Annotated in this window: 11 protein-coding genes; 7 read left to right on the top strand and 4 right to left on the bottom strand. The window is 65.0% G+C overall.

Features of this window, described 5'->3' with window-relative positions:
• The 4 genes from MUB52_RS00675 to MUB52_RS00690 form a co-directional block, all read right to left on the bottom strand.
• A complete protein-coding gene (locus tag MUB52_RS00675) occupies positions 1-1,305 on the bottom strand; it encodes an HlyD family type I secretion periplasmic adaptor subunit (protein WP_263842256.1) in 1,305 nt (434 codons plus the stop codon).
• Positions 1,302-3,038: a type I secretion system permease/ATPase gene (locus MUB52_RS00680; RefSeq protein ID WP_263842257.1), complete on the bottom strand. Its 1,737-nt coding sequence runs from the start codon at positions 3,036-3,038 to the stop codon at positions 1,302-1,304. Before MUB52_RS00680 ends, MUB52_RS00675 begins: the two co-directional genes overlap by 4 nt.
• Positions 3,039-3,320: 282 nt before the next feature.
• Positions 3,321-4,508: a kynureninase gene (gene kynU, locus MUB52_RS00685; RefSeq protein WP_263842258.1), complete on the bottom strand. Its 1,188-nt coding sequence runs from the start codon at positions 4,506-4,508 to the stop codon at positions 3,321-3,323.
• Positions 4,508-5,341: a tryptophan 2,3-dioxygenase gene (locus MUB52_RS00690; protein WP_263842259.1), complete on the bottom strand. Its 834-nt coding sequence runs from the start codon at positions 5,339-5,341 to the stop codon at positions 4,508-4,510. Before MUB52_RS00690 ends, kynU begins: the two co-directional genes overlap by 1 nt.
• A gap of 132 nt (positions 5,342-5,473) precedes the next feature.
• Here MUB52_RS00690 and MUB52_RS00695 point away from each other — a divergent pair, with 132 nt between their 5' ends.
• The 7 genes from MUB52_RS00695 to MUB52_RS00725 are packed head-to-tail and all read left to right on the top strand — an operon-like array spanning position 5,474 to position 12,983.
• The gene (locus MUB52_RS00695; RefSeq protein WP_263842260.1) at positions 5,474-7,765 is read left to right on the top strand and encodes a bifunctional salicylyl-CoA 5-hydroxylase/oxidoreductase; all 2,292 of its coding nucleotides are present in this window, start codon (positions 5,474-5,476) and stop codon (positions 7,763-7,765) included.
• The gene (locus MUB52_RS00700) at positions 7,762-8,481 is read left to right on the top strand and encodes an SDR family NAD(P)-dependent oxidoreductase (RefSeq protein WP_263842261.1); all 720 of its coding nucleotides are present in this window, start codon (positions 7,762-7,764) and stop codon (positions 8,479-8,481) included. Before MUB52_RS00695 ends, MUB52_RS00700 begins: the two co-directional genes overlap by 4 nt.
• Positions 8,478-8,957, top strand: a complete 480-nt coding sequence (locus tag MUB52_RS00705; protein WP_263842262.1) for a MarR family winged helix-turn-helix transcriptional regulator — start codon at positions 8,478-8,480, stop codon at positions 8,955-8,957. Before MUB52_RS00700 ends, MUB52_RS00705 begins: the two co-directional genes overlap by 4 nt.
• Entirely contained in the window at positions 8,950-9,747 is a 798-nt protein-coding gene (locus tag MUB52_RS00710; RefSeq protein WP_263842263.1) for an enoyl-CoA hydratase family protein, read from the top strand. The genes MUB52_RS00705 and MUB52_RS00710 overlap by 8 nt, the downstream gene beginning before the upstream one ends.
• Positions 9,747-10,910 (top strand): acyl-CoA dehydrogenase family protein, encoded by a 1,164-nt coding sequence (locus MUB52_RS00715; protein ID WP_263842264.1) that lies wholly within the window; start codon positions 9,747-9,749, stop codon positions 10,908-10,910. Before MUB52_RS00710 ends, MUB52_RS00715 begins: the two co-directional genes overlap by 1 nt.
• Positions 10,911-10,913: 3 nt before the next feature.
• Positions 10,914-12,533, top strand: coding sequence for an AMP-binding protein (locus tag MUB52_RS00720; protein ID WP_263842265.1), 1,620 nt, complete (start codon positions 10,914-10,916; stop codon positions 12,531-12,533).
• Positions 12,534-12,545: 12 nt separating this feature from the next.
• On the top strand, positions 12,546-12,983 hold the full coding sequence (locus MUB52_RS00725) for a RidA family protein (RefSeq protein ID WP_404818156.1): 438 nt from the start codon (positions 12,546-12,548) through the stop codon (positions 12,981-12,983).
• The last annotated feature ends 33 nt before the right edge of the window (positions 12,984-13,016 follow it).

A 13,016-nucleotide genomic window follows, 5' to 3' on the forward strand; every position in this document is an offset into this window, starting at 1 on the left:
TCAGCTCTCGCGGAACGCGCGCGCGAAGTAATCGGCCATGGGCTTCACAAGGTAGGCGATGGGCGTCCTGTCCCCGGTCTTGATATAGGCCTCGACCGGCATGCCGGGGATAAGGATCGTTCCTTCCGCCAGCTTCTCCATCTCGCCCTCATTCAGGACGATTTCGGCCCGGTAATAGCTCTGGCCGGTCGCCTCATCCTCGAAGGCATCGGCCGAGATCTGCACGACGCTGCCATAGAGTTCAGGCGTCGTACGCTGATCGAGCGCGGAGAGGCGCAGCGTCACATCCTGCCCCGCGACCAGCTGGTCGATGTGGATCAGATCGACCCGCGCCGCGATGACGAGGGGCCGATCCTGCGGCACCAGAAACAGCACCGGCTCCGCAGCCCGGATGACCGAGCGGGGCGTGCGCACCTGCATGTCGTAGACAATACCGGATACCGGAGCGCGGATGTTCAGCCGGTCGATCTCTTCGCGCAGCGCATTGCGCTGCTCCATCAGTTCCAGCTCGCGGGCCCGCAGATCGCGCAGCTGGGTGATGGCCTCCTCGCGCGTTCCGGTCGACAGCCTCAGCTGCTCGATGTCGATCTCGGTGATCCGCCCTTCGGCCTGCGCTTTTGAGGCGGCAAGCTCGCCAAGCTGACCATTCAGCCGCGCGGCTTCGCGCTGCAGGCTGAGCACTGTGCCGGCCTGAGTCAGCTGCCGTTCCAGCAGCGACGTTTGGTTCGCGAGTTCTTCCTCGATCAGGGCGAGCTGCTCGGACAGCGAGACCTCCTGTGCCTCGATCCCCACGATCTGGCTGCGGATCTGCCCGGACTGCTTCGAGAGCTGCTCGATTTCCTGCGCCACCGACAGCCGCCGCGCGTTGAAGAGATTGCGTTGACCTTCGATCAGCTCGAGGACATCTTCATCGGTCTGGCCGGCGGTCATGACCTCCGGCTCGAAGTCGATCGCATCCGTCTCATCCCGCTCGGCCTCAAGCCGCCCGCGCCGCGCCATCAGCTCGAAAAGCTGGTCTTCCACGATGGCCAACTGCGAGCGCAGCTGCGCGCCATCGAGCTTGAGGAGCAGATCACCCGCATCCACGCTGTCGCCCTCGTCCACGAGGATTTCGGCGACCGTCCCGCCGGTCTCGTGCTGGACGATCTGCCGGTTGCGGTCGACCTCGAAGCGGCCGGAGGAGACCACGGCACCCGAAATCTGCGTCATCGCCGCCCAGGCGCCAAACCCTCCCAGAAGCACAACCAGCCCGACAAAGCCCAGGATCAGCGGCTTGCGCGCAGACCATTTGCCGGCTTCGCTCATGTCACACCTCCCGCGTCGGCCGGCGCCCGTTTGATCTGCTTGTGATTCTTGACCATTCCGGCCAGCACCTCATCCTTCGGCCCGAAGGCAAGACGCATGCCGTTGTCGAGCACCAGCAACAGGTCGCATTCCTGAATGGCGGCGGGCCTGTGGGCCATGATCAGCACCGAGCTGCCGTTCTTCTTCAACGCCCGGATCGCTGCGTTCAGGGCCTGGCTGCCATCGTTGTCGAGGTTTGAGTTGGGCTCGTCCAGAACGACAATCACCGGGTCACGATAGAGCGCACGGGCAAGCCCGATGCGCTGTATCTGTCCGCCGGACAACCGCGACTGGCCCGAGCTGACGATGGTGTCATAGCCGTTCGGCAGATCGAGGATCATCTGATGCGCCGCCGCCTTCTTGGCCGCGATCACGACCTGCTCGGGATCGGGCGTCGCTTCCAGCCGTGCGATGTTCTCGGCGATGGTACCATCGAACAATTGCACCCGCTGCGGCAGATAGCCGATGTGCTGGCCCAGCACATGCGGCGCGTATTGATCCAGCGTCGCCCCATCGAGCCGGATCGAACCCGCGGTGGGCGCCCAGACCCCGGTCAGCGCCCGAGCCAGCGTTGATTTGCCGGCACCAGACGGCCCGATCACCCCGATGGCCTGTCCGGGCTTGATGTCGAAGGTCAGAGACTTCAACGACGCCTGCCGTTCGCCGGGTGGCACGACGCTGAGAAGCTTCACTGCAAGCTTCGCTTTCGGCTTGGGAAGCGGCGTGCGGTCCTTTTCTTCGGGCACGGCGCCGAGAAGCTCGCTGAGGTTCTCCCACCCTTTGAAGGCGCGCTGCACGACGGGCCATTGGTTCAGCGCCAGCTCCACCGGCGCCAGTGCGCGGCCCAGAAGGATGGACCCGGCGATCATCGCCCCGGCCGTCATCTCGTTCTGCAGCACCAGATAGGCCCCGATGCCCAGCATCGCAGATTGCAGAAGCAGCCGCAGAGACTTGGTCATGGAGGAGAACAACCCCGTCACATCGGTCGCCTGCACCTGCCGCCCCAGCGATTGCCCGCGCGCGGTCTGCCAGCGGGCGAAGGCCGCATCGCGCATGCCCATCGCCTGCACCATCTCGGATTCGGTGCGGATCTGGTCCGACATCAGCGTGGCCATATGCCCTGCGTGGGTGGCGCTGGCCTGTGGCTCACGCGAGAGCAGCTGGTTGGCCAGCGCGATGAGGATCAGCACCGCCGCACCGCAGACAGCAAAATATCCCAGAATGGGGTGAAACAGGAAGATGCCGGCGAAGAAGACCGGCGTCCATGGCATGTCGAAGGCCGCCATCAGCACCGGCGAGGTCATCAGCCGCTGCACCGATTCAAGGTCGGCCAGCCCGGTCTGGGTTTTCACATCCGGCGCCACGACGGATTTGCGGACGACGGCATCAAAAACCCGGCGGTCGAGGTCAGCCTGAAACCGCGCGCCCACCCGCGCCATGATCCGCCCGCGGGTGTAATCGAGCAGGCCCATTATGCCGTACATGAAGATCACGATCATCGACAGCGCGATCAGAGTCTCTTCCGATCCCGATCCCAGTACCCGATCATAGACCTGCAGCATATAGAGCGGCCCGGTCAGCATGAGCAGGTTGGCAAAGAGGCTGAACAGTGCCACCGCCCAATAGAGAGACCGGCTGCGTCGGCGGACGCGCCGCAACTCCCTGGCCCCGGTTTTCATGTAAGAAGTCTGCATCGTTCTCTTCCGTCTCTCTTTCGTCCGGTGGCTGCAGCCGCGGCTCCAAACAGCGGGGTCCGCTCAAGCTGCGCTGTCTCAGGCAGCCCCGTCCGTCTGTGTCTGTTGACCGGTCACGGCCACCGGGCGGCCAGAAAAGTCATTCGACATGGAAAACATCTGTGATTCAGGCTCTGATCCTTATCGCAATTCGGGCTTCATATCAAAGCCCTGCCGGGCGGCAAGAGTACCCCGCGCAGTTCGGCGCTCCACCGCCGCTTTGGGCGGCCCAACTGCCGCCGATCAGGTCACACGGTTGGTCTTGCGATAGGCCGGGTCGTCCCAGAGCCTGTCAGTCAGAACCCGAGCCAGGATGTCGACGGCGGCCATGACATCGGTGGCGTCGAGGTAAAGCGGCGTGAAACCGAAGCGCATCACATTCGGTGCGCGGAAATCACCGATCACGCCGCGCTCGATCAGCGCCTGCATCGCCGCATAGCCATGCTCGAAGGCGAACGACACCTGCGAGCCGCGGAGCGCGCCCTCACGCGGGCTGACCAGCGTCAGTTCGGGGCAGCGCGCCTCGACCTCGCGGATAAAGAGCTCCGAGAGTTCCAGCGAGGCGGCGCGAATCTCCGCCATGTCCACGTCGTCCCAGAGGCGGAGCGCTTCTTCCAGCGCTGACATCTGCAGAACCGGCGGGGTGCCGACCCGCATCCGTTCGATGGACGGCGCGGGGGTATAGCTGGGCTCGAAGGCGAAGGGGGCGCTGTGACCCAGCCAACCCGCAAGCGCCGGCTCGGCCTGATCCGTGAGGTCGGGGCGGACATAGATGAAGGCAGGCGCGCCCGGCCCGCCGTTGAGATATTTGTATGTGCAACCCACCGCGAATTCGCAGCCAGATCCCGCCAGATCAACCTCCAGCGCGCCCGCGCTATGCGCCAGATCCCAGATCATGACCGCGCCGGCATCCTGCGCAATCCGGGTGATTGCGCCCATGTCATGCTTGCGCCCGGTGCGATAATCCACTTCCGTCAGCAGCACCGCCGCCACCTCTCCGGTGATCGCACCCGAGACCTCGTTGGGCGCAACGGTACGCAGCTCGTAGCCCGCGTCCTTGAGGCGGATCAGCCCCTCGGCCATGTAGAGATCGGTAGGGAAGTTGCCTGTATCCGATAGAATCACCTTGCGGTCGGGGCGCATGGCCAAGGCGGCGGAGAGCGCCTGAAACACCTTGATCGAGAGCGTATCGCCCATCACGACGGAGCCCTTCGGCGCCCCGATCAGCCGCGCCACCCGATCGCCTACGCGCGCAGGCTGCTCCATCCAGCCGCAGGCGTTCCAGCCGCGGATCAGCGCCGCGCCCCATTCCTCAGCGACCACGGCCTGCACCTTCTCAGGCACACCCTTCGGCAGCGGGCCCAGCGAATTGCCATCGAGATAGATGAGCCCGGCTGGCAGATCGAAGAGGTCTTTCTTGGGCAGGCTCATCACAATCCTCCGCGCAGGTGCCACAGTTCGGGGAAAAGCTCCACTTCGAGCATCCGCCGCAGGTATTTCACGCCGCTGGTCCCGCCCGTGCCGCGCTTGAACCCGATGATCCGCTCGACCGTCGTGACATGATTGAAGCGCCAGCGCCGGAAGTAATCCTCCAGATCCACCAGCTTTTCGGCCAGATCATAGAGCGTCCAATGCGCATACGGATCATTGTAGACCCGTGTCCAGGCGTCGATCACGGCCTGGTCCGCAACATGCGGGCTGTCCATGCGGAAGATGCCCGCGTCGAAGCTCAGATCGAGCTCCTGCTCCAGCAGCCGCAGCGCCACATGATAGAGCGAGGGCTGCGTCAGCTCGTACTCCAGCATGTCATGAAGCGCCTTGCGGTGTTCGTGCATCTTCATCATCGCGCGGTTTCTGTTGCCGAGAATGAACTCGATCAGCCGGTACTGATGCGATTGAAAGCCCGAGGACTGGCCCAGATCCTCGCGGAAGGCGGTGTAGTCGCTCGGCGTCATCGTGCGCAGCACGTCCCAGGCGCTGTTGAGCTGCTCGAAGATGCGCGCCACGCGCGACAGCATCTTGAAGACCTCCTGCGTCCGGCCCTGCTGCATCAGGGTTCGGGCCGAGCTGAGCTCGTGCAGCACCAGCCGCATCCAGAGCTCCGAGGTCTGATGCTGCACGATGAAGAGCATCTCGTCATGGGCATTCGACAGGGGCTTGGCCGCTGCCAAGAGCCCATCCATGCCCAGATAATCGCCATAGCTCATGTCCTTCGAGAAGGACATCTTCGCGCCCTCATCTTCGGGGTTGTAGGCGTCGGTCATGCTGCGGCCTTTCCTTTGCCCTTTGGTGGTAGGTCCGTGTCGATTTTATTTCAAGCTTAAAATTTCAGACTTGAAATATTCCAGCAGCGCGCCTACCCTCCCTCAAAAGATCTCGAACAGAAAGGGAAGGTGATGCGCGTCGCATGTCTCGGCGGTGGCCCGGCGGGTCTCTACTTTGCGATATCGCTGAAACTGCGCCAACCGGACGCGGATGTCACGGTGTTTGAGCGCAACAAACCCGATGATACCTTCGGCTGGGGCGTGGTCCTGTCGGACGAAACGCTCGACAATCTGATGCAGAATGACACCGAGAGCGCCAAGGCGATCCGCGCGCATTTCGCCTATTGGGACGATATCGCGGTCTATTACCGGGGCGACAAGCAGCTTTCCACCGGCCACGGATTCTGCGGCATCGGCCGCAAGCGGCTGCTGCTCTTGCTTCAGCAGCGGGCGCGGGAGCTAGGCGTCGAGCTGGTCTTCGAGCATCAGGTCGAAAGTGTCGCCGCGTTCGCCAAGGGCTACGACCTCGTCGTGGCGTCCGATGGGCTGAACTCCGTCGCCCGGACCGAATTCGCCGCGCACTTCAAGCCCGACATCGACATGCGCGCCTGCAAGTTCGTCTGGCTCGGCACCCATCAGAAGTTCGACGACGCCTTCACCTTCATTTTCGAAGAGACCGACAAGGGCTGGGTCTGGGCGCACGCCTATCAGTTCGACGCCGACACCGCGACTTTCATCGTCGAGACCGATGCAGCCACATGGGAGGCCTATGGCTTTGGCGAGATGAGCCAAGCGGAGAGCACCGCGGTCTGCGAGGACATCTTCAAGGACTACCTCGGCGGCCATGCGCTGATGACCAATGCCAACCACATCCGCGGCTCGGCCTGGATCAACTTCCCGCGTCTCCTCTGTGAAAACTGGAGCCATGAGAACATCGTGCTGATGGGCGATGCCTCGGCGTCGGCGCATTTCTCCATCGGCTCGGGCACCAAGCTTGCGTTGGAAAGCGCGATTGCCCTCGCCGATTACGTGACCACCAAGGACACGCTGGCCGAAGCCTTCGCGCTCTATCAGGACGAACGGCGCCTTGAGGTGCTGCGCCTGCAATCGGCGGCGCGCAACTCGCTGGAATGGTTCGAGGAGGTGCACCGCTACCTCGGTCTCGACCCGGTCCAGTTCAACTATTCCCTGCTCACCCGCAGCCAGCGCATCAGCCACGAGAACCTGCGCTTGCGCGACCCCGACTGGCTGACAAGCGCCGAGCGCTGGTTCCAGACCCGCGCGGGCGGGCCTGAGAACCCCGTCCGCGCGCCCATGTTCGCGCCCTTCAAGCTGCGCGAGATGACGCTCGAGAACCGCGTTGTGGTCTCACCCATGGCGCAATACAAGGCGGTGGACGGCTGCCCGACCGATTGGCACTTCGTGCATTATGCCGAACGCGCGAAAGGCGGGGCGGGGCTTGTCTACACCGAGATGACCTGCGTCTCGCCCACGGGTCGCATCACCCCCGGCTGCCCGGGCCTTTACGCGCCCGAGCACGAGGCCGCCTGGGCAAAGCTGACCGATTTCGTGCACCGCGAGACGGCGGCCAAGATCTGCTGCCAGATTGGACATTCGGGCCGCAAGGGCTCCACGAACCTCGGCTGGGAGGGGATGGACAGGCCGCTCGCGGACGGGAACTGGGACCTGATCTCCGCCTCCGCCCTCCCGTGGTCGCCGCAGAACGCCACGCCGCGCGAGATGACCCGCGGGGATATGGATGCGGTCACGGCCGAGTTCGTCGCCGCCACCGAGATGACCGACCGCGCAGGCTTCGACATGATCGAACTGCACGCAGCGCATGGCTATCTGATCTCGTCCTTCATCTCGCCTGTCTCGAACCAGCGGACGGATTCCTATGGCGGCAGCCTGGAAAACCGCCTGCGCTATCCGCTGGAGGTCTTTGCCGCCATGCGCGCCGCCTGGCCCGCCGAAAAGCCCATGTCGGTGCGCATCTCGGCCAACGATTGGATCGGCAATGACGGCGTGACTCCCGAAGACGCGGTCGGGATCGCCAAGGCTTTTGCGGAGGCGGGCGCGGATATCATCGATGTCTCCGCCGGGCAAACCTCGACCGCGGCCAAACCCGTTTACGGCCGCATGTTCCAGACGCCTTTCTCCGACCGCATCCGCAACGAGGCGGGCATCGCCACCATGGCGGTGGGCAATATCTACGAGCCCGACCACGTGAATTCGATCCTCATGGCCGGGCGCGCCGATCTGGTCTGCCTCGCCCGGCCGCATCTCTCCAACCCCTATTGGACGTTGCACGCGGGCGCCGAGATCGGCGACCGCACGCAGGCGTGGCCGCTGCCCTATGGGGCCGGGCGCGACCAGCTCTGGCGCCTCGCGGATCGCGACGCGGAAGCGGCAGGTGCGGTATGAGACGCGTTCTGGTCACAGGCGGCGGATCGGGCATCGGACGCGCGATTGCCCGCGCCTTCGCGGATCAGGGCGACCACGTCACCATCGCCGGGCGCCGCGCCGAGACGTTGCAGGAGACTGACGCCGGCCGCGGCATGACCTGCGCGACCGTCGACGTCACGGACGAAGCCGCCGTCGATGCGCTCTTTGCGGATCCCTTTGACGTGGTGATCGCCAACGCCGGGACAGGCCGCGCCAGCCCGCTGACCGAGGTCAGCCTTGACGAATGGAACAACACGCTTGCGATCAATCTCACCGGCACGTTCCTGACCTTCCGCGCCGCACTGCGGGGCATGCCCGACGGCGGGCGGCTCATCGCGATCGCCTCGACACAGGCGCTCAAGGGCGGGGGCCGGATTGCGGCCTATGCGGCGTCGAAACACGGCGTCCTCGGCCTCGTCCGCTCGGTTGCGCATGAGATCGCGCGCAAGGGGATCACCTGCAACGCCATCTGTCCCGGCTTCGTCGACACACCGATGGCGGAGGCCGCGGTCAAAAGCGTCATGACGGGTCGCGGGATCGACGCGGACGCGGCCCGTGATATGATCGTCTCGAACAATCCGATCGGCCGGCTGATCAGCCCCGAGGAGGTCGCCTCCGCCGCGCTCTATCTCGCGTCGCCGGGGGCTGCGATGGTCAACGGTCATGCGCTTTCGGTCTCGGGAGGAGAGATATGACGGCCAGGACACACGCCCGCACCGATCGCACCTCGAAGGCCCACCTGCGGCTCTGGCTGCGGCTTCTGAAGGTCAACCGCTCCGTTGAGGCCGAGCTGCGCGAGCGGCTGCGTCTGGAGTTCGGCACGACGCTGCCCCGGTTCGACGTGATGTCGGCGCTCTACCGCAATCCAAAGGGCATGAAGATGAGCGAGCTCTCACGCATGCTGATGGTGTCGAATGGCAACGTCACGGGCATCGTCGACCGGCTCACCGAAGATGGCTTCATGCTGCGCGAGGCGGTGCCGGGTGACCGCCGCGCTGCCCGTGTGCGCCTGACCCAACGCGGTATCGCCGAGTTCGAGCGACAGGCCGCAGCGCACGAGACCTGGGTGAGCGAGCTTCTGGGCGGGCTCGGGCCCGAGGACACGCAGCGGCTGGCCGACGATCTGGGCACCGCCCTGACCCTGCCAAATGCGGAGCGGGACGATGCGTGATCCACAGCACTTCAGATGCGAGATCGCCGACCGCATTGCCACAATCACCCTCGACCGGCCAGAGCGGAAGAACCCGCTCACCTTCGAGAGCTACGCCGAACTGCGCGACTGGTTCCGCGATTTGGCATACTCCGAGGATATCGATGCGGTCGTCTTCGCGTCGAACGGAGGCAATTTCAGCTCGGGCGGTGATGTGCATGATATCATCGGCCCCCTCACCCAGATGAACATGAAGGAGCTGCTGGCCTTCACCCGCATGACCGGCGATCTGGTGAAAGCGATGGTGAATTGCGGCAAGCCCGTGATCGCGGCCATCGACGGCATCTGCGTGGGCGCGGGCGCAATCATCGCCATGGCATCGGACCTGCGCATCGCAACGCCCGAGGCCAAGACCGCCTTTCTCTTCACGCGCGTAGGCCTCGCAGGCTGCGACATGGGCGCCTGCGCGATCCTGCCGCGGATCATCGGGCAGGGCCGCGCGGCCGAACTGCTCTATACCGGGCGCAGCATGAGCGCCGAGGAAGGCCACGCCTGGGGCTTTCACAACCGCATCGTGCCCGCCGAAGACCTCGCCTCTGAAGCGCGCAGCCTCGCCGAGCGGCTCGTCGCGGGCCCCAACTTCGCCCATATGATGACCAAAACGATGCTGGCGCAGGAATGGTCGATGTCGATCGAACAGGCCATTGAGGCCGAAGCGCAGGCCCAGGCCATCTGCATGCAGACCGGCGATTTCGAACGCGCCTACACGGCCTTCGTGGCCAAGGACAAACCGGTGTTCGAGGGCAACTGATGGCGGACCGAAGCTTCCTCACCTGGCCCTTCTTCGATGACCGTCACCGCGCGCTGGCGGCGGAGCTCGAGGCCTGGGCCGGTGACGCGCTGGCCGGGGTGGACCACAGCGACACCGATGCCGCCTGCCGCGTGCTGGTGGCCGCCCTCGGCGAGGCGGGCTGGCTCAGACATGCGACCGTCGACCCCGAGGGCGACGCCCCGCTCGACGTGCGCAGCCTCTGCCTGATCCGTGAGACGCTGGCCCGCCACGACGGGCTTGCCGATTTCGCCTTCGCCATGCAGGGCCTCGGCACCGGCGCGATCTCGCTCTTCGGCACGCCGGAGCAGCAAGGTGAATGGCTGCCCAAGGTCCGTCGCGGCGAGGCGCTCTCGGCCTTCGCGCTGACCGAACCCGCGTCCGGCTCTGATGTGGCCAACGTCAGCATGACGGCCACGCGTGAGGGCAATGAGTATTTGTTGACGGGTGAAAAGACCTGGATCTCCAACGGCGGTATCGCCGATCTCTACACCGTCTTTGCCCGCACCGGCGACGCCCCCGGCGCGCGCGGTCTGTCGGCGTTCCTGGTGCCCGCCGGGCTGCCCGGCTTTGAGGTGACCGAGCGGTTGGAGGTGATGGCCCCGCACCCGCTCGCCACTCTGCGTTTCGAAGAGGTGTGCCTCCCCGCGACAGCCCGCATCGGCGAGAGCGGCGCGGGCTTCAAGATCGCCATGTCGGTGCTTGATGTCTTCCGCTCGACCGTGGCTGCTGCAGCACTCGGCTTTGCCCGCCGCGCGCTGGATGAGGCGCTCGACCGCACCGCCACCCGGCAAGTCCAGGGCGCGCCGCTCAGTGATTTGCAGATGGTGCAGGGGCACCTGGCCGATATGGCCCTCGACATCGACGCCAGCGCCCTGCTGGTCTACCGCGCCGCCTGGGCCAAGGATACGGGCGCGCCCCGGGTGACCCGCGAGGCCGCGATGGCCAAGCTCTTTTCCACCGATCAGGCGCAGCAGGTGATCGACCGTGCGGTCCAGCTGCACGGTGGCGACGGCGTGCGCAAGGGCCAGAAGGTTGAGGAGTTATATCGCGATATCAGAGCCTTGCGCATCTATGAGGGTGCCTCCGACGTCCAGCGCGTGATCATCGCGCGGCAGATCATGGCGGAGCATCAGGGGAGGTAGGCCATGCTGGGACCAAGCGCACATGTGGACACCTTCACGCGGGACAACCTGCCGCCGCCCGAGGTGCTGCCCGACTTCCTGCTCGACAATTTCGATTACCCTGAGCGGCTCAATGCCGCCGTCGAGCTGACCGACGCAATGGTCGCGAAGGGCTTCGGCGACAACACCGCGCTCATCGGCAACGGGCGCCGGCGCACCTACAAGGAGCTCTCCGACTGGACCAACCGCCTCGCCCACGCGGTGGTGGAGGATCTGAAGGTCAAACCGGGCAACCGGGTGCTGATCCGCTCGGCCAACAACCCCGCGATGGTCGCCTGTTGGCTTGCGGCCACCAAGGCGGGTGCTGTCGTCGTGAACACCATGCCGATGCTGCGCGCGGGCGAGCTCGCCAAGATCGTCGAAAAGGCGCAGATCACCCACGCGCTCTGCGATACCCGATTGATGGACGAGATGGTGGCCTGCGCAAAGAGGTCGAGCGTCCTGACATCGGTCGTGGGCTTCGACGGCACCTCGAACCACGACGCCGAGCTGGATCGCCTCGCGCTGGAGAAGCCCGTACAGTTCGACGCGGTGCCGACAGGCCGCGACGATGTGGCCCTGCTCGGCTTCACCTCCGGCACCACCGGCGATCCGAAAGCGACGATGCACTTCCACCGTGATTTGCTGATCATCGCCGACGGCTACGCGCGCGAGGTCTTGGGTGTCACACCGGAAGATATCTTCGTCGGCTCGCCGCCGCTCGCCTTCACCTTTGGGCTCGGGGGGCTGGCGATCTTCCCGCTGCGCTTCGGCGCGGCGGCGACGCTGCTGGAGACCGCCTCGCCGCCCAACATGATCGAGATCATCGAGAAGTACCGCGCCACAGTCTGCTTTACCGCCCCCACCGCCTATCGCGCAATGATGCGGGCGATGGACGAGGGCGCGGACCTCTCCAGCCTGCGCGCGGCTGTCTCGGCAGGCGAGACGCTTCCGGGCCCCGTCTATGACGAGTGGATGGCCAAGACCGGCAAGCCGATGCTCGACGGCATCGGTGCCACCGAGATGCTGCACATCTTCATCTCCAACCGCTTCGACGATCACAAACCCGCCTGCACCGGCAAGCCGGTGACGGGCTACGAGGCGCGGCTGATCGACGCGCAGGGCGCAGAGGTCCCGGACGGTACGCCTGGGCGGCTGGCCGTGCGCGGCCCCACCGGCTGCCGCTATCTCGCGGACCACCGGCAGGGGAGTTACGTCAAAGACGGCTGGAACATCACCGGCGACACCTTCGTGCGCGATACCGAAGGCTATCTGCATTTCGCCGCCCGAAACGACGATATGATCGTCTCCTCCGGGTACAACATCGCCGGCCCCGAGGTCGAAGCTGCCCTGCTGGGCCATGACGCCGTGGTCGAATGCGGCGTGATCGGCGTGCCCGACGACGAACGCGGGCATATCGTCGAGGCGCATGTGGTCCTCGCCGAGGGCATCGCAGCGGACGATAAGACCGTCAAGATGTTGCAGGATCATGTCAAGGCAACGATCGCGCCCTACAAGTACCCTCGCTCGATCCGTTTCATCACGGAGTTGCCCAAGACTCAGACGGGCAAGATCCAGCGCTTCCGCCTGCGCGGCGAGGCGTGAGGAATTTTTCACATGGCACTTTGCAAGATTGGACAGCGCGTGGCACATCGCATCATCGACCCTGACGGCTGGGCGCCGGCCAAAGGCTATGCCAACGGCGTTCTGACCGAGGACGGTGTCCTCTTTGTCGGCGGGCAGATCGGCTGGACAGCAGACCAGCGCTTCGAAGAGCATGATTTCATCGGGCAGATGACGCAGGCACTGAAGAACATCCGCGAGGTGATCGAATCCGCAGGTGGGACGGCATCCGACATCACACGGCTGACCTGGTACATCATCGACAAGAAGGAATACCTCGCAAGGCAGGGCGAGATCGGCGCCGCCTACCGCAGCGTGCTGGGCCGGCATTTTCCGGCCATGTCGGTTGTGGTAGTCTCCGGTCTGATCGAAGATGACGCGCTGCTGGAAATCGAAGCCACCGCGGTCATCAAATCTGCCGCACGGGCCTGAACCCGCCGAAGCATCTTGCAGGCCAAATCGCGC

This window comes from Roseobacter sinensis (assembly GCF_025755255.1).
In the GTDB taxonomy this organism is placed as follows: Bacteria; Pseudomonadota; Alphaproteobacteria; order Rhodobacterales; family Rhodobacteraceae; genus Roseobacter; species Roseobacter sinensis.